A 15,894-nucleotide genomic window follows, 5' to 3' on the forward strand; every position below is an offset into this window, starting at 1 on the left:
CGAGGCGGGGCGATGCCCTGGTCGGCAACGGCTCTATCGGCCGACGGCCGGAACCATTCCAGCATTGAGCGATGTATGTCAATAGATCGATGAATGGCTGAAGGTCATCCCTAGCTGGACGTCACCGCCACACGACACCCCTGCCCCGATTCGCCCACCTCTGTGGGCGCTTGCGCAGACGCGTCGAGTTACCCGGTGTGGACATTCATGCAGCTGGGAACGGTAAGCACCAAGAGCTCTTGCACACCTTGCGCATCTGACGGAATCCGCCCTCACGGCCGCACCACAGGGCCTGGGGCCGTAAGACACCCTGCCAGAATTGATCGGCACTTATCGATCATTCAACCTGACGGATAGCTCTGGACCCACACTCCCCCGCGCGGCTTCCGAGGCGAGAAAGCCACCCGCGTCGGGGTCGCCAGAGGGGCGTGGAGAGGGTACCCTCGCGCACGGGTCATGATCCGCAGCCGGCGGGGTCACCGTCGAGTGGATGTCGAGACGTCGCGGACGCTCCGAAGGAGAAGCGGCCGCACGTTCACCCGCAAGGTCGTCGGGGCATGGAGGCTTGACACCCCTCATCGACCAGACCGCCGAAGAAGGTGGCCAGGTCTGCCAGCACCTCGGCGCGCAGCCGGTAGTAGGTGAAACGCCCGCAGGGCTCGGTCTCCACCACGCCCGCTTCCCGGAGAACCCGAAGATGGTTCGACAGGTTCGTCTGCCGCGCACCCGTCTCCTCGACGAGGTGGGTCGTGCACAGCGATTCATGGGCGAGCAGGCACACGATGCGAAGCCGCAGGGGGTCCGCCAGGGCCCTCAGCAGTTCCGCGTTCACCGACGTCAGCATGACCTGATCGTGACACACCCAGCACAACCAGTGTCAACGCCGGATTTCTGAACACCTCTTCACCAGAACTCACTTGAGGAGTCGCGCGTGTCCCGAATGCCCTCGGTCCTGTTCGTCTGCGTCCACAACGCCGGCCGCTCACAGATGGCCGCAGCATGGCTTCGACACCTGGCCGGCAACCGGATCGAGGTCCGTTCGGCGGGCTCCGCACCGGCATCGGCGGTGAATCCGGCTGCGGTCGAAGCGATGCGTGAAGTCGGGATCGACATGTCCGCGGAGGTCCCCGCCATTCTCACCACGGAAGCCGTCGAAGCGTCGGACGTGTGCGTCACCATGGGCTGTGGGGACACCTGCGAGGTCTTCCCTGGAAAGCGCTACCTCGACTGGAAGATCGATGACCCGGCCGGGCAGGGGGTGGATGCAGTGCGCCCCATCCGCGACGCGATCAAGGCCCTCGTCGACACCCTCATCGCAGAGCTGGACGCGGCGCCGACACGCTGAACCCGAAGGGTCAGCAGGGCGAGCAGTCGACGCCTCGAGGGAACGCGTGCTTCCTGAGCTCCTGGAGCGCATCCCAGCGGATCGAGAACCAGGCCCAGGTTCCTCGCTGTTCACGGCGAAGCAGCCCCGCGGTGGTGAGGATCTTCAGGTGACGACTCACCGTGGGCTGCGCCAGGTCGAGCGACTCGGTCAGGTCGCAGACACAGAGTTCGCCGGCCGGTGCCTGGTCGATGAGGTGGACGATCTGGAGACGGGTCTGGTCGGCCATCGCCTTCAACTGAGCGGTCAGCAATTCGACTTCGCTGCGGTCGATCAGCCGCCCCGTGGAGGGCACACAGCGCTCCACGCTCACGTCCTCGATCGGTATGCCTGCCAACGGAGTTGCCATCAGGACACCATACGAGTCGGCAAGATCGCACGGCCAACCCGACGATCGATATCCGTCAGGCGTTCACCTTTCGTTCACTCGCAGCCTCATCGCAGAAGGGAGTCGATCGCTCGCGCCGCTTCGCGCGCGGGCCGGCCGACGCCGACGAGCGTGGCCGAAGCCGGTCCGGTCCAGTCGCCGTACCCGAGCAGATGTAGCCGAGGCTCCCCGACGGCCTCGGTTCCCCGCGTGGGGATGCGTCCGCGAGGGCCGCGGAGCCCGAGCGGGGCGAGGTGGGCGAGAGCGGGTCGGAAGCCCGTGCACCAGATGATCGCGTCGGCCTCGGCGCGCGCACCGTCGGCCCATTCGACTCCGGCCCCCGCCACACGCGCGAACATCGGCTGCGCCTTGAGGAGTCCCGCATCGCGGGCTTCGCGTACAGGCGGCACGGCGACGATGTCGCCCAAGGAGCCGACTCCCCCGCCGTCGCCGCGGCCTTCATCGAGCGCGCGGCGGCGGGCGGTGGCGTGGTCGAAGAGGGCACGACCGTCGATGTCGTCGGCCAGGTACCGCGCGGGGCGCTGCGTGACCCAGGTGAGGTCGGTGTCGTACGCGAGATCGGCGGCGATCTGTGCTCCGGAGTTCCCGCCTCCGACAACGACGACGCGCATCCCGGCGAACTCGCCGGGATTTCGGTACTCGACGGTGTGGAGTTGCCTCCCCTGGAACCCCTCACGCCCGGGGACGGCGGGGAGGAACGGCCGTGACCACGTTCCAGTGGCGCTGACGACGGCTCGGGCACGCCAGGTACCGGAGTCGGTCTCGACGCGAAGGTGCCCGCCGTCGCGGCGGACCGCCTGGACGCGGACGGGACGGTGGACGGGGAGCTCGTATCGCTGCTCGTAGTCGGTCAGGTAGTCGATGACGTGCGGGGCGTCGGGGTACACCTTCCCTCGCTGCGGCGGCATGAGGCGACCAGGAAGGGACGAGTACGCGGCCGGCGAGAAGAGGTGCAGAGAGTCCCAGGTGTGCTGCCAGGATCCCCCCGGCCTGGGCTGCGCGTCCAGGACGGCGAAGTCGAGGCCGCCGAGGCGGCGCAGGTGGTATCCGGCGGCGAGTCCCGCCTGGCCGGCACCGATCACGACGACGTCGAGTGAGCTGCTCATCTCTCCGGCTTCCTTCGTACGACGGTGCCTCGCCCGGTCGGAGGGGCGAGGCACCGCGGAGTGGAATTGCGCTACCGCTGGGCAGGGGCGAATTTCTTGCGCCAGGCCAGCGACACGTACACGAGCGCGACGAGGACGGGCACCTCGATGAGCGGGCCGACGACTCCGGAGAGCGCCTGGCCGGAGGTGACGCCGAAGGTGGCGATGGCGACGGCGATGGCGAGTTCGAAGTTGTTGCCGGCGGCGGTGAAGGCGAGCGTTGCGGTGCGATCGTAGGTGAGGCCGATCGTCTTGCCGAGAGCGAAGGTGCCGAACCACATGACCGCGAAGTAGACGAGGAGCGGCAGCGCGATCCTCGCGACGTCCAGCGGCTGCGAGGTGATGGTCTTCCCCTGGAGGGCGAAAAGGATGACGATCGTGAAGAGCAGCCCGTAGAGCGCCCACGGTCCGATCTTCGGCAGGAACTTCGTCTCGTACGAGTCCCGGCCCATGCTCTTTTCGCCGATCCGGCGGGTGAGGAATCCGGCGACCAGCGGAACGCCGAGGAAGATGACGACGTTCAGGGCGATCTTCCACATCGAGATGTCGAGCGTCTCGCCCTCGCCGAGGCCCAGCCGGCCAGGCAGCAGGTCGAGGTAGAACCAGCCCAGGACGCCGAAGGCGATGACCTGGAAGACCGAGTTCAACGCGACGAGGACGGCGGCTGCCTCACGGTCGCCGCAGGCCAGGTCGTTCCAGATGATCACCATGGCGATGCACCGCGCCAGGCCGACGATGATCAGGCCGGTGCGGTACTCAGGCAGGTCCGGCAGGAAGATCCAGGCGAGGGCGAACATGAGTGCCGGGCCGAGGATCCAGTTGATGACGAGCGACGAGACCATGAGCTTCTTGTCGCCGGTGACGGCGTCGAGCTTGTCGTACCGGACCTTGGCGAGGACCGGGTACATCATGATCAGCAGGCCGACGGCGATGGGCAGCGAGATGCCACCGATCTCGACCTTGGCCAAGGCGTCGTCCATGCCTGGGATCAGCCGCCCGAGCCCGAGGCCGAGGCCCATGGCGAGGAGGATCCAGACGGCGAGGAAGCGGTCGAGCGTCGACAGCTTCGCGGCGACCGAGGAATCCGCCGCCTGAGCGGGCGCTTGGGTGGGAGTCACGGACAGGCCCTCTTGTTGTCGGCAGCGGTACGGGCGGACTCGGCCAGGTCGGCGAACTGGCCGGCGACCTGGGCGATGACGTCGGCCTTCAGGCGGTAGTAGGTGAAGCGACCGCAGGGCTCGGTCTCCACGACACCGGCCTCACGCAGCACGCGCAGATGGTTGGAGAGGTTGGTCTGCCTGGCTCCCGTCTCCTCGACGAGGTGCGTGGTGCAGAGGGTCTCGCGGGCGAGCAGGGTCACGATCTGGAGCCTGAGGGGATCGGCCAGAACCCGGATCAGATCAGTATCGACTGACGTCATCATGGACTGATACTCTCACATCACTCGCTGCTGATACCAGCTGAGGCTGACCTCTCGCCGGCAAGGAAGAACCGATGACCACCGCTCCGCTCGCCTCCGTGCTCTTCGTCTGCGTCCACAACGCGGGCCGCTCCCAGATGGCCGCCGGATTCCTCAACCACCTGGCCGGCGACCGCGTCGAAGTCCGCTCCGCCGGTTCGATCCCGGGTGACCAGGTCAACCCGGCCGCCGTCGAGGCCATGGCCGAGGCCGGCGTCGACATCTCCGACCAGAAGCCGAAGGTGCTCACCAGCGAGGCCGTCCAGGCTTCCGACTACGTCATCACCATGGGCTGCGGAGACGCCTGCCCGATCTTCCCCGGCAAGAAGTACCTCGACTGGGCCCTGGAGGACCCGGCCGGCCAGGGCGTCGAGGCTGTCCGCCCCATCCGGGATGAGATCAAGGTCCTCGTCGAGGAGCTCATCGCCGAGATCGACGCGAAGCAGGAGGCGTGACTCCCTTGACCGACTCGAACGCAGCGACCGGGGGCGACGTCCGTGAGGTCATCGTCATAGGCTCCGGCCCCGCCGGATACACCGCCGCCCTCTACACCGCCCGAGCCCAGCTCAAGCCCCTGCTCTTCGGCAGTTCGATCTTCGTCGGCGGGTCCCTGACCACGACGACCGAGGTCGAGAACTTCCCCGGCTTCCCCACCGGCATCGAAGGCCCCGACCTCATGGACGACATGCGGGCCCAGGCCGAGCGCTTCGGCGCCGAGATGATCGATGACGACATCGTCTCCGTCGACCTGACCGGCGACATCAAGGAAGTCACCGACAGCGAGGGCACGACCCACCGCGCCAAGGCCGTGATCATCGCGACCGGCTCCGGCTACCGCAAGCTCGGCCTGCCGAACGAGGACGAACTCTCGGGCCGCGGTGTCTCGTGGTGCGCCACCTGCGACGGCTTCTTCTTCCGTGACCGCGACATCGTCGTGGTCGGCGGAGGGGACACCGCCATGGAGGAAGCCACCTTCCTCACCCGCTTCGCCCGCTCCGTGACCGTCGTCCACCGGCGCTCGACCCTGCGCGCCTCCCAGGTCATGCAGAACCGCGCCTTCGCGGACGACAAGATCTCCTTCGCCTTCGACAGTGAGATCGCCGAGATCACGTCCGAGAACGGCATGCTCGCCGGCGTCGTCCTGCGCGACACCTTCACCGGCAGGACCCGCGACCTCGACGCCACAGGGCTGTTCATCGCGATCGGCCACGACCCTCGCACGGAACTCTTCACCGGCCAGATCGACCTCGACGACGAGGGCTACATCACCGTGGAGTCGCCCTCCACTCGCACGAACGTGCCTGGCGTCTTCGCTGCCGGCGACGTCGTCGACCACACCTACCGGCAGGCCATCACCGCGGCAGGCTCCGGCTGCCGGGCCGCACTCGACGCCGAGCGTTACCTCGCCGACCTGGCCGACAGGAGCAAGGCCGCCGCGAGCCTCGCCGTCACCGCCTGAGCCGGCACCGAGGCTCTCCCTTCGCCTCCCCCATGAACACCAGCTCCTGCCCGTCACGTTGGCGGACCTGACGGGCAGGAGCTGGCCCTCTCCCCGGTCGGCAGGGCGCACCGCGCTCCGGCCGGTCTTCCCCTGATCCACAGGCACGAGCAAGCACGAGGAGCCGGCAACGAGACTCGTTGCCGGCTGAAGTGCTCTCACGTCAGCGACCGAGATGCCTTCAACCGGATCCCGGTTCCCGACAGGAGTGGACCGGGGCCCCGATGAGGATGTCGGCTGCGCTGGGAAACTCGGTGATGCAGCGGGGGTTGATGGCGTACCGCATGCTGGCACCGGCACGGCGCCTGGTGAGGAAGCGGACGGTGTGGAGGATCTTCAGGTGGTGCGAGACGGTCGACTGGTTGAGCCGAAGATGATCGACGATCTCCCCCACCGGCACGGGCCCCGGCCGACCGCTCAGAAACCGCATGATGCGGATGCGCGTGGGGTCTGCCAGGGCTCGGAACCAGCGGGCGTACTCCTCGACGGTCTCCCGGTCGAGCGACGTTTCGGACATGGGCATCCTTAGCGGACCAGGAGGATCACCGCCACCGCTCGGAGAGCGGAGAGCGGCGGACCGGCCGTGCGATCAGAGGCCGTGGCCGGAGCTTCGGCTCCGGCCACGGCCCCGGTGTGACGACGCGGTCAGCAGCAGGAGCCGCCCGGAGCACAGTCGACTGCGGCGGGGGTGCCGTCCGCCGGCTTGTGAGCGCGGATGATCGCGGCGTGGAGGCCGTCGGCCGCCTCCTGGGTGAACACGACCTCCGCGTCCTTCAGGCCGACCGCGCCGAGGAGTTCCTTGTACTCGGCGACCGAGAGGGCGCCGGCGATGCACTGGCTGTGCCCGCCGCGTTCGGCTCGCTCCTCGGGGCTGAGCCGGTCCTCGGCGACGACATCGCTGATGCCGAGGCGGCCGCCCGGGGTGAGGACGCGGGCCATCTCGGCGAAGACGGCGGGCTTGTTCAGCGACAGGTTGATCACACAGTTGGAGATGATCACGTCGACGGTGTCGGCGGGCAGCGGGATGGACTCGATCGTTCCCTTGAGGAGGACGACGTTGTCGATTTCGGCGTCGGCCACGTTGCGGGCGGCGAGCGCGAGCATCTCCTCCAGGAAGTCCAGGCCGAAGACGCGGCCGTCCGGGCCGACGCGCCGGGCGCTGAGGATGACGTCCAGTCCGCCGCCGGAGCCGAGGTCGAGGACCGTCTCGCCCTCGCGCAGTTCGGCGACGGCGCTCGGGTTTCCGCAGCCGAGGCTGGCGAGGAGGGCGGCGTCCGGGGCGGTACCGGGGCCGATCTCGTCATACGCGGCGGGGCCGAAGGTCTGCGGGTCGGGCGAGCAGCAGGCGCCGCTGGTCTCGGCTTCGGCGGCCTTGGCCCGGTAGTACTCCCGGACCTCTTCCTGCAGGCTGCCGGCGGTGGTGGTGTCGCTCATGGCGGGTGGTCCTTCTCGGTCAGGCGCCGGCGGGGGCGAGGCGATGCACGGGGCGCGGGTAGGAGGGCTTGAACGACACCGGGGTGGTCGCCGAGGAGGTGACGGCGGTGGCCAGGTCGGCGGCCTTGACGGCCTCGGTGACGGCCGCGTCCAGGGCGTCGGGCTCGCAGGCGACCCGGGCGTTGACGACGGCCCGACCGGCCGGCGCGTCCGCGACGGCGGCGCGGTCGAGGGTGGGCTGCGCGCCGGACTCGGTGAGGCTGAGCTTGGCGAAGTCGCCGTCGGACGTCTCCACGGTGATCTTGGCGTGGCCGATCACGGCGTCGTGCTCCGCGGCCCAGGCGGACAGCTCTTGGAGGACGGTGCGGGCCCAGGCGGTCGCGTCGAAACCGTCTCCCGCTGCGGTGAGGTCGAGCTCCTGGTTCATCCAGGCGAGCTGGGCTTCGGCGGCCGCGTACCGGTCGTAGTCGATGTCGAGGACGACGTCCTCGTTCGTCGCCGGCGCCTGCCACGCGTCGAGCAGCGTCTCCAGGTGGGCGCCGGTGGTGGCCGAGTAGCCGACGACGGTCGCCTTCGGGTTGCTCGTACGGAGCGAGGCGAGCAGTTCCTCGGCCCGGTCCGCCTTGATGGTGTCCAGCTTGTTCACGGCGATGACGTCGGCTTCGGTGACCTGCTGGCGGAAGAGGTACGACAGGTCCGACTCCGGCTCACCCCGCTCGGCGGCGCGGGCGAAGGCCAGGTGCCGAAGCGGGTCGACCACCGTGGTCAGCGGGGCGACGACCATGTCGTCGCCGTAGTACTGGCGCAGCGGCCGTACGACGGTGGCCTGGAGGTCCGTGCAGCTGCCGACGGCTTCGGCGATCACGGTGTCGACGCTGTCGGAGGCGACGAGCGCGACGATCGCCTCGACGAGGTCCTCGAACTTGCAGCAGAAGCAGCCGCCCGTGACCTCGGCGACGCTGTCGAGCTTGCTGCGCACCAGCTTCGTGTCGACCAGTTCGACGCCCTGGTCGTTGGTGATGACGGCGACCTTGCGGCCCTGCTCCTGGAGCGCGAGCGCGGCGGCGGTCATGGTCGTGGTCTTGCCCGCCCCGAGGAATCCGGTCAGGGGGATGAAGGTGATCATGTGGTCCTTCTCGTCCTTGTCGTGGAGCCGGGCGGGGTCAGCCGCAGCAGCTGTCGCCGGAGCCGCCCAGGAGAGGCAGGTTCACGGGCTGGGCCGGAGCGGGGGACGCGGCGCCGAACGCGACGCGCCTGCTCCTGCCGAAGGCGTCGAGCCAGGCACTCGCCTGCGGCCGCAGTGCCGGGTCGGAGAGCAGCATCGAGGTACGCACTTCGCGCGGGGTGCATCCGCGCAGCGCCTTCGCCTGGTGGGCTCCGGCGCCGAACTCGACGGTGCGCAGCCCCTCGGCGTAGGCGTCGCGGACGGGCGCGTCGAGGACGAGGGCGAAGTAGATGCCGCTGCGCTCGCCGATCGCGGCGTAGTCGAAGCCGGCCCACTTCGGGAACAGGCGGTGGTTCTTGCGGATGGTGACGCAGGTGGCGACCAGGGCGCCGTCCTTGTAGCCGAGGTAGGCGCGGACGTCCGCGCCCTCGTCGATGAGCGCGGAGAGAATCCCGACGATGTGCTCGGGTTCCTCGCCGGCGCCGTTCTTCTCCCGGTTGAGGCAGGTGAGTTCGGCGATGCGGGCGACGTACGGGCGGATGTCGGTGCCGTCGACACGCTCGATGGTCACTCCGGCGGCCTCGGCGCGGCGGACGTCGCCCTTGATGCGCTGGCGCTTCTTCAACGGCAGGGCGGCGAGGTGCCCTTCCCAGTTCGGTGCGTCGAGGCTCATGAAGTCCTCGTAACCCCAGAAGGTGGTGGACGCGCCGGCGGCATCGAGGGCGTCGACGAGGGCGTCGTTGCCACGCCTGCTCGGAATCCAGGGGGCGACGATGCATCGGATGCCGGCCTCGAAGGCGGCGGGCACGAGCTTGTCGACGATGGACCCCATCAGCGTGGGGGTCCAGAAGTTGTAGGCGACCTCGGTGCGGTAGCCCAGCGGGGAACCGAGCAGCAGCGTCGGGAAGAAGGGCTCGGTTCCCAGCGCGTCGACCTCGGCGCTGCGCGCCGCATCGGTCTCCGCGCCGCAGCACACCTCCTCGCCGGAGGGGGCCTGCCATCCGAGGTAGGTGCGCGGCTCGTGGTCGACGACCGGCGGCGTCGTGAGGATGTACCCGGGGAGGAGTGCCAGCTCGCCACGGGCGCGGTGGGCGAGGGTGTGCCAGGGCTGGATGTCGGGGAGCACCTTCTCGGTGGCACGCAGCCAGGTGGGACCGAGGTACGGCCACGAGTCGGTGAGGCCGGCGAGCTCGCCGGCCCAGTCCATGTCCGGGAGAGCCTGGCCGGTGGAGATGACGACGCGGGGTGATCCACCCATGTCAGTGTCCTTTTCTTGTGAGCGGGTGGGTCAGCACTTCACGCAGCAGCGGATCTTGCCCGCGTCCTCGGCGTCGGTGCGACGCTCCTGCCAGAGCTCCTCGACCCGCTTGTCGGGGTGGGTCCACTCCACCCAGAAGCCGCGGTCGACGGTGGCGATGTCCTCCATCCAGGGCGAGGAGAGCAGCGGGGAACCCTTGAACAGCAGCAGGCGGGTCTGCAGGGCGGTGGGGTCGGTGACGCGGGCGAGGCCCGTCTCGACCAGCCAGTCCTCGAAGCCGAGGAGCTCCTCGTACTCGATCCACGGGGTGAACGGGATGAATGTCGGGTACAGCTCGAACCCGATCCGCTCGGCCTCGTCCACCGCCTCGCGCATGTGATCGACGTCGATGTGCTTGTCGAAGATGCGCAGGATGCGGTTCGAGGGGAACTCGAGGGCGCAGGTGACACGGCGCAGCCCGAGCGAGACGAGCTTCTCCAGTTCCTTGGTGTAGTCGAGGACGTGGTCGACGCGGGTGGTGAACTCGAACGTGATGGGGCCGATGGCCTCGACGAGTCGCTCGACCACACCGATGCCGATGGTGCGGGAGTTGAAGAACTCGGCGTCGATGAAACAGAAGTGCCGGACGCCTTCCTCCGCCAGCTGCAGGGCGTCAGCCAGGACACTGTCGGCGTCGTAGGCGGCAACACCGCCGTCGTACGCGCCGTAGACGGAGCAGTAGGTGCACTTGTGGTGACAGCCGCGGGATGCCTCGATGTTGCCCATCAGGCCGAACGGCGAGTGATGCGCCGGGTAGTGGACGAGGGAGGGGAACAGGTCCCGGGCAGGCTTGGTGACCGAGATGCGCCGGCGCGGGGGCTTGGGTCGCATGCCGCCCCGCGTCATCAGGGCGGGCACCGCGTCGAGTGTCAGCGTGCCGGCGGCGAGCTGGGCGAGCTCCGCGCTGATGAGCTCGGGCTCCTCCATGATGATGCCGTCGGCGACGTCGAGGAATTCCCGGTGGTTCATCTGCGCGTACTGGCCGAAGGTCACGACCGTGGTGCCGTACGCCTCCGAGACTCGGCGTGCGAGGGCGATCCCCCGCTCGAGGCCCTCGAACTGCTGGACCGAGACGAGGGTGAGGTCGAAGGGGCCTTCCGGCATGGCGTCGGGAAGCAGGTGCGCGTCCCAGCCGACCACGTCGGCGCCGTGCTGCTGGAGAGCGGCGGCCGCACACGCGGACGTCAGGGGCTGGAGCTCCGCTTCGAACGCGGAGGCAACCAGAACACGGGGACTACTCACACTTCCCCCCAGGGAGTGATCAAGGTGCGTGACGGATCGAGATGGGGCCGGGTCAGAGCCCTGGTCGGTAACGACGCTGTCGACCGACGGCCGGAACCCTGCCAGCGTTGAGCGATGTATGTCAATAGATCGATGAATGACTGGAAGCCCATCCCCGCGGGCGCTCGTTGCCACAGGAGCCGGCTGCCCCGATTCGCCCTCCTCTGTGGCTGCTTGCGAAGAGAGGTCACTCATCCGAATCCTGTTGTTCACACAGCTTGAAGCCATCCAGAGCCAAGATCTCGACCGGCGACCGTCAGGACTTCGAAATTCGTGGCCGACCGCAGGAAACTCACGTGCCAACGCGGCGCGTGACTCAAATTCAATCGCTGATCATCGATGATTTAGGCCCGCTAGATCTCGCCAGGGCGAGTCCGAGGCGGTAGCGTTCGGCCACGGCATCACGGTTCGCACCCGGGGTCAGCGGGCGAACGACTACCGACACCTTGATGTTCCAGGCCCTTCAAAGGGGAGTGGGCCCAGCACCGATCGTTCAGACGCGTGAGCACTTCACGGCAACTCCTGACGATCCCTCACGACTTCAACGTACGCGGGAACGGCCTCCAGGGCATTCGACTGCGGGCCCTCGAAAGCCCTCATCGGCTGACCCTCTGCCCACCGGACCACCCTTCCGGCGCTCCCGCGGGATCGCCCGGCGCCCCGCCTCGTCCACGCGGCAGCGGCGTGCCCGGCACTCCACGATCACCGTCCCTTCCATCACCGCAAAGGCACCGCCATGTCTTTCATGTCCACTGAAACCCGCAACAGAGCAGCGCGCCTCACCGGACGGCGGGTCCTCCAGGGCGCCTCCGTCGTCTCCGCCGCCCTCCTGCTGCCCGCAGTCCTGACCGGCTGTGCCGGCTCCGCGCAGGCCGGCTCGGACGCCATCCAGGCCAGCGGCTCCACCACCGTCGCCCCGGTGGCGTCCGATGCCGCCGAGGCGCTGAAGGCCAAGGGCCTGAACATCACCGTCGCCACCCAGGGCGGCTCAGCCGGCGGAATCTCCCAGCTCGGCACCGGCCAGATCAACATCGCCCTCAGCTCCAAGCCCCTGTCCGAGAAGGACCAGAAGGCTTACCCCGAAACGCACTTCGTCCCCACGCAGATCGGCGCGGACGCCGTCGGCGTCATCATCACCAAGGAAGTGGCGGACGGTGGGGTCAAGGGCCTGACCAAGGCTCAGGTCGCGGGCCTTTTCGAGGGCAAGATCACCAACTGGAAGGAGGTCGGCGGCCCCGACCTCCAGGTCTTCGTGTACGACAAGGAACCCGGCCGCGGCACCCGCGAGGTGCTCGACAAGTTCATCTACGGCAAGGGCGAGGCGCCGGCCCCGCCCAAGTCCGCGAACTACGCCATCGTGGGTGGCAACCTGGAGACCCGCAACAAGCTGAAGTCCACCAGGGGTTCCATCGCCCCGCTGTCGACGGGCTTCATCGACGGTCACCCCGACCTCGTCGCCGTGCCCCTGGAGGGCGTCGCCCCCACGCTGGCCAACGTGGCCTCCGGCAAGTACCCGATGACCCGTCCGCTGTTCATGATCACGAACGGTGAGCCGAAGGGCACCGTCAAGCAGTACATCGACTACATCCTCTCGCCCGAGGGCCAGAAGCTGCTGCCCCAGCACGGCTACCTCACGCGCGAGCAGATGGGCCTCTGATCATGGGTCTCACTCTGGAGCGCCCCACCCAGGCGCCCGGACCCGCCGTGCCGCGGCCCTCCCCCGGGAGCGGCCGCGGCAGCCGGGCGAGATGGGTCTGGAGTTGGGCCTACAGCGGCATCCTGTCCGTGCTGCTCACCCTCACGGTCCTGCTCGGCTACCTGGTCATGGGCATCGCGAGCGGAACCGTCGACTGGACGGCACTGCTCACCTCGTCCACCTGGAGTCCTGGAAACCTCGCCTTCGGCGGCCTGGCCATGATCTACGGATCGGCGGTCGTGTGCGTCCTGGCACTGGTGCTCGCCGTCCCGGTCGGCTGGGCGGCGGCCATCGCGCTGTCCGAGTACCTGCCGCCCCGCCTCGCCAGGCCGCTGCGCCTGAGCATCGAACTCCTGGCAGCGGTCCCCTCGATCGTCTACGGCCTGATCGGCATCATGGTGATCCGGCCGTTCGTGGCGGCCCTCGGCGACGTGCCGGGCGGAGACAGCCTGCTGGCCGCCGGCATCGTGCTCGCCGTGATGATCATGCCGACGATCGTGGCGGTCAGCGTGGACGCCCTGGCCGCCGTACCCGGCCGGTACCGCGAGGCCGCCTACTCCCTCGGCCTGACCCGCCGCGAAGTCGTCCGGTCAGCCGTTCTGCCCCAGGCCCGTCCCGGCATGCGGGCCGGCGTTCTCCTCGGGCTGGCCCGGGCACTGGGCGAGGCCATCGCCGTCTTCATGGTCATCGGCCGCGCCGACGACCGGCTGCCCGAGTCCCTCGGGGACGTCTTCTCCTTCCTCGTGCGCCCAGGCCAGACCCTCACCACCAAGCTGGCCGGCCCGGAGCCGATGCTCGCGGGCACCTCCGGCCCGTATTTCGCGGCCCTGTGCGGGCTGGGCCTCATCCTGTTGGCGCTGGTCGCCGTCGCCACCGTGTGGGGCACCCGCGGCTCAACGGGACGGGTCCCGCGCGCTCCACGCGTCCGGCGATCCTCTGCGTGGCTGCGCACTCCGAAGGACCGGATCACCACCGTCGTCCGGCTCGGGGCCCTGCTGCTGCCGGGGACTCTCCTCGTCGGCATGCTCGGCATCCTGCTGGCCCGCGGCGGCGCCGCGCTCAACCCCGTCTTCTGGTTCACGCCCTCCGAAGGCGCGGCGGGGGGCGGCATACGCGACCAGATCCTCGGCACTCTCCTGCTGCTTGCGACAACCGCGCTGATCGCATTGCCGCTCGGCTACGGAGCGGGCATCGTGATCGGCACGCGGGCCTCCGCGAGAACCGCCCGCGTACTGGAGACCCTGACCGTGGCGATCGGCGGGACACCGACCATCCTGCTGGGCCTCGCGGGGTACGTCCTCTTCTGCACGACCATGGGTTGGGGCCGTTCCTGGCTGGCGGGCGCCGTGGTCCTGGTACCCGTCGTGATCCCGGTCATTGCCCTCACCACCGCGGGCCGGATCCGCAGCATGCCCGCGGAGATCACCGAGGCAGCGCTCGCCCTGGGCCTCACCCGCTCCCAGTACGTCCGCTCAGTGGTCATCCCGTACACCTGGCCGGCCACGCTCACCGGCCTTCTGCTCGGGCTGGCCCGCGCGGCAGGAGAGACGGCGCCCCTGATCTTCACCGCCACAGTGTTCTTCGGGGCACCCGCCTTCCCGACCGGCATCGTCAACGCTCCGGTCCAGGCCCTGCCCACGCACATCTTCACCCTGTCGCAGGACTCGGGCGCACCCGAGGCGATCGCCCAGGCGTGGGGCAGTGCCCTCGTCCTGGTCCTGATCACCGCGGGCCTCCTCAGCCTGGCGGTCCTCCTGCGCAACCGCTACGAAGGAGCACGACGATGGACCACGTGACGACCGGCCTCGCGACCACGGCCGGCACCCTCGAACAATCCGTCATAGCCGTCCGCGACCTTCAGATCTTCGACGGCACGAAGCGCCTGGTAGGACCGGTCACCTTCGAGCTGGCCTCCGGATCCACCACCGGCCTGTGCGGCCCCTCCGGTGCCGGCAAGTCCACCGTGCTACGGGCCCTGGTCGACCTGCTGCCCCATGGGCTCCGCCGTCAGGGCGAGGTGCACGTCCTCGGACGCCCGGTACGGTACGGCAAGGGCGACGCCGACCTACGCAGCACCGTCGTCCTGGTGCCGCAGACCCCCGTGGTCTTCGGCGGCAGCATCCTTGACAACGCCCTCTTCGGCCTCCGTCACCTGGTCCGGGCGTCTCGGACGGAGCTGCACGACCGCGTCGAGCAGGCGCTGCGCGAGGCGGGCCTGTGGAGCGAGGTCGCCGACCGGCTGGGCACACCGGCCCAGACCCTCTCCAACGGCCAGCGCCAACGGCTCTGCCTGGCACGCGCCCTGGCTCTCGAACCGGCAGCCCTCCTCCTCGACGAGCCGACCAGCGCCCTGGACGAGCGGAGCCGCGACACCGTCGAGGAGTCCGTGGCCGCGCTGCGGGGCAACCGGACCGTCCTGCTCGTCTCTCACGACCCGGCACAGGTGGAACGACTCTGCGACCGGACGGTCCGCATCGACCTGCCGAGCACCTGCGAGCCTTCCGCAGCAGCGGCCTGAACACACGCCCGTCCCGCAGTGCTCGATGCTCCTGGGCCTGCCCTCGCGACGAATGCGCGAGGGTGGGCCCAGGAGCATGATCGAGCTCTGGACGGCTCCACCGGCCAGCATCGCGCTGGTCGGCGACAGGAGTCCTCCCTACATGCCGGGACTGCGGAGACTCAGCGATAAACCAGCACGGAAATCCGCTGCTTCTCCTACCATCCGAACATGTCGGACAAGCGGCCCCCTGGAACGCTGGGACTTGATCTGCGGAGCAACGGTCCACGTCGCTGCGGGCTTTGCGGCGACTACCGCAAGATGACCAAAGCGCACGTTCCTCCACAGAAGGCCGGCAATCGCCGCGAGGTGGTCTGCGCTCCACTGCGAGTGCACAACAACACGCGCAGCTACGGCCGTGCCCTGAAGGGCGGTACGTGGTTCCGAGGGCTGTGCGGAGAGCGCAACAGCCCGGCCGGTGCCCGCTATGACGGCGCGTACGCGGACTTCGCCCACCGACTGGTCTCCTACATCTCTGCACAGCGCCATCTGTACCTGCCGGCCCCCTACCCGGCACCCCCGGTTCGGCTGGCGCCTGGCCGAGTCGCACGATCCGTGCTGATGGGCATGCTCGCCTGACCAACGAGGCC

17 protein-coding genes are annotated in these 15,894 nt (G+C 69.0%); 7 read left to right on the plus strand and 10 right to left on the minus strand.

The features are described from left to right. Positions 1 to 535: 535 nt before the first annotated feature. Complete coding sequence (locus AB0424_RS18035) at positions 536 to 844, minus strand: metalloregulator ArsR/SmtB family transcription factor (protein WP_366306457.1); 309 nt, start codon at positions 842 to 844, stop codon at positions 536 to 538. A gap of 87 nt (positions 845 to 931) precedes the next feature. Here AB0424_RS18035 and AB0424_RS18040 point away from each other — a divergent pair, with 87 nt between their 5' ends. Beyond that, a complete protein-coding gene (locus tag AB0424_RS18040) occupies positions 932 to 1,345 on the plus strand; it encodes an arsenate reductase ArsC (protein ID WP_366306459.1) in 414 nt (137 codons plus the stop codon). A 10-nt stretch (positions 1,346 to 1,355) separates the two neighbouring features. Here AB0424_RS18040 and AB0424_RS18045 read toward each other — a convergent pair whose 3' ends face one another. From AB0424_RS18045 to AB0424_RS18060, 4 genes are all read right to left on the minus strand, one after another. Then, complete coding sequence (locus tag AB0424_RS18045) at positions 1,356 to 1,733, minus strand: metalloregulator ArsR/SmtB family transcription factor (RefSeq protein WP_366306461.1); 378 nt, start codon at positions 1,731 to 1,733, stop codon at positions 1,356 to 1,358. A gap of 86 nt (positions 1,734 to 1,819) precedes the next feature. After that, complete coding sequence (locus AB0424_RS18050; RefSeq protein ID WP_366306463.1) at positions 1,820 to 2,878, minus strand: ArsO family NAD(P)H-dependent flavin-containing monooxygenase; 1,059 nt, start codon at positions 2,876 to 2,878, stop codon at positions 1,820 to 1,822. Between the two features lie 71 nt (positions 2,879 to 2,949). Further along, complete coding sequence (gene arsB / locus AB0424_RS18055; protein ID WP_366306465.1) at positions 2,950 to 4,035, minus strand: ACR3 family arsenite efflux transporter; 1,086 nt, start codon at positions 4,033 to 4,035, stop codon at positions 2,950 to 2,952. After that, the gene (locus AB0424_RS18060) at positions 4,032 to 4,340 is read right to left on the minus strand and encodes a metalloregulator ArsR/SmtB family transcription factor (protein WP_366306467.1); all 309 of its coding nucleotides are present in this window, start codon (positions 4,338 to 4,340) and stop codon (positions 4,032 to 4,034) included. The genes arsB and AB0424_RS18060 overlap by 4 nt, the downstream gene beginning before the upstream one ends. 71 nt (positions 4,341 to 4,411) lie before the next feature. Between AB0424_RS18060 and AB0424_RS18065 the strand changes: the two genes are divergently transcribed. Both AB0424_RS18065 and trxB read left to right on the plus strand, forming a co-directional pair. Continuing rightward, positions 4,412 to 4,831: an arsenate reductase ArsC gene (locus AB0424_RS18065; protein WP_366306469.1), complete on the plus strand. Its 420-nt coding sequence runs from the start codon at positions 4,412 to 4,414 to the stop codon at positions 4,829 to 4,831. A 5-nt stretch (positions 4,832 to 4,836) separates the two neighbouring features. Beyond that, a complete protein-coding gene (gene trxB / locus AB0424_RS18070; RefSeq protein WP_366306471.1) occupies positions 4,837 to 5,835 on the plus strand; it encodes a thioredoxin-disulfide reductase in 999 nt (332 codons plus the stop codon). 220 nt (positions 5,836 to 6,055) lie between these two features. Here trxB and AB0424_RS18075 read toward each other — a convergent pair whose 3' ends face one another. From AB0424_RS18075 to AB0424_RS18095, 5 genes are all read right to left on the minus strand, one after another. Then, on the minus strand, positions 6,056 to 6,391 hold the full coding sequence (locus AB0424_RS18075; protein WP_366306473.1) for a metalloregulator ArsR/SmtB family transcription factor: 336 nt from the start codon (positions 6,389 to 6,391) through the stop codon (positions 6,056 to 6,058). 128 nt (positions 6,392 to 6,519) lie between these two features. After that, positions 6,520 to 7,308, minus strand: coding sequence for a methyltransferase domain-containing protein (locus AB0424_RS18080; protein WP_366306475.1), 789 nt, complete (start codon positions 7,306 to 7,308; stop codon positions 6,520 to 6,522). Between the two features lie 19 nt (positions 7,309 to 7,327). Beyond that, positions 7,328 to 8,434 carry a GTP-binding protein gene (locus AB0424_RS18085; protein ID WP_366306477.1) on the minus strand — a complete coding sequence of 369 codons (1,107 nt, stop codon included), beginning with the start codon at positions 8,432 to 8,434 and terminating at the stop codon, positions 7,328 to 7,330. Positions 8,435 to 8,471: 37 nt separating this feature from the next. Then, on the minus strand, positions 8,472 to 9,731 hold the full coding sequence (locus tag AB0424_RS18090) for a GNAT family N-acetyltransferase (RefSeq protein ID WP_366306479.1): 1,260 nt from the start codon (positions 9,729 to 9,731) through the stop codon (positions 8,472 to 8,474). Between the two features lie 30 nt (positions 9,732 to 9,761). Then, positions 9,762 to 11,012, minus strand: a complete 1,251-nt coding sequence (locus AB0424_RS18095; protein WP_366306481.1) for an RCCLKC-tail radical SAM protein — start codon at positions 11,010 to 11,012, stop codon at positions 9,762 to 9,764. 784 nt (positions 11,013 to 11,796) lie between these two features. Between AB0424_RS18095 and AB0424_RS18100 the strand changes: the two genes are divergently transcribed. From AB0424_RS18100 to AB0424_RS18115, 4 genes are all read left to right on the plus strand, one after another. Further along, a complete protein-coding gene (locus AB0424_RS18100; protein ID WP_366306483.1) occupies positions 11,797 to 12,708 on the plus strand; it encodes a phosphate ABC transporter substrate-binding protein in 912 nt (303 codons plus the stop codon). A gap of 2 nt (positions 12,709 to 12,710) precedes the next feature. Then, positions 12,711 to 14,543, plus strand: a complete 1,833-nt coding sequence (gene pstC, locus AB0424_RS18105) for a phosphate ABC transporter permease subunit PstC (protein WP_366306485.1) — start codon at positions 12,711 to 12,713, stop codon at positions 14,541 to 14,543. Next, the gene (locus tag AB0424_RS18110) at positions 14,531 to 15,265 is read left to right on the plus strand and encodes an ATP-binding cassette domain-containing protein (RefSeq protein ID WP_366306487.1); all 735 of its coding nucleotides are present in this window, start codon (positions 14,531 to 14,533) and stop codon (positions 15,263 to 15,265) included. The genes pstC and AB0424_RS18110 overlap by 13 nt, the downstream gene beginning before the upstream one ends. A gap of 210 nt (positions 15,266 to 15,475) precedes the next feature. Then, positions 15,476 to 15,883, plus strand: coding sequence for a hypothetical protein (locus AB0424_RS18115; protein WP_366306489.1), 408 nt, complete (start codon positions 15,476 to 15,478; stop codon positions 15,881 to 15,883). Positions 15,884 to 15,894: the final 11 nt, after the last annotated feature.

This window comes from Streptomyces sp. NPDC051180, from assembly GCF_040689545.1.
GTDB lineage: Bacteria > Actinomycetota > Actinomycetes > Streptomycetales > Streptomycetaceae > Streptomyces.

Bases quoted from the DNA above. Each gene is read 5' to 3' on its own strand.
- AB0424_RS18060 (WP_366306467.1), bottom strand. From the start codon at position 4,340: ATGATGACGTCAGTCGATACTGATCTGATCCGGGTTCTGGCCGATCCC.
- AB0424_RS18045 (WP_366306461.1), bottom strand. From the start codon at position 1,733: ATGGCAACTCCGTTGGCAGGCATACCGATCGAGGACGTGAGCGTGGAG.
- AB0424_RS18065 (WP_366306469.1), top strand. From the start codon at position 4,412: ATGACCACCGCTCCGCTCGCCTCCGTGCTCTTCGTCTGCGTCCACAAC.
- AB0424_RS18090 (WP_366306479.1), bottom strand. From the start codon at position 9,731: ATGGGTGGATCACCCCGCGTCGTCATCTCCACCGGCCAGGCTCTCCCG.
- AB0424_RS18075 (WP_366306473.1), bottom strand. From the start codon at position 6,391: ATGTCCGAAACGTCGCTCGACCGGGAGACCGTCGAGGAGTACGCCCGC.
- AB0424_RS18100 (WP_366306483.1), top strand. From the start codon at position 11,797: ATGTCCACTGAAACCCGCAACAGAGCAGCGCGCCTCACCGGACGGCGG.
- AB0424_RS18050 (WP_366306463.1), bottom strand. From the start codon at position 2,878: ATGAGCAGCTCACTCGACGTCGTCGTGATCGGTGCCGGCCAGGCGGGA.
- AB0424_RS18110 (WP_366306487.1), top strand. From the start codon at position 14,531: ATGGACCACGTGACGACCGGCCTCGCGACCACGGCCGGCACCCTCGAA.
- AB0424_RS18035 (WP_366306457.1), bottom strand. From the start codon at position 844: ATGCTGACGTCGGTGAACGCGGAACTGCTGAGGGCCCTGGCGGACCCC.
- AB0424_RS18080 (WP_366306475.1), bottom strand. From the start codon at position 7,308: ATGAGCGACACCACCACCGCCGGCAGCCTGCAGGAAGAGGTCCGGGAG.
- AB0424_RS18115 (WP_366306489.1), top strand. From the start codon at position 15,476: ATGTCGGACAAGCGGCCCCCTGGAACGCTGGGACTTGATCTGCGGAGC.
- AB0424_RS18085 (WP_366306477.1), bottom strand. From the start codon at position 8,434: ATGATCACCTTCATCCCCCTGACCGGATTCCTCGGGGCGGGCAAGACC.
- pstC (WP_366306485.1), top strand. From the start codon at position 12,711: ATGGGTCTCACTCTGGAGCGCCCCACCCAGGCGCCCGGACCCGCCGTG.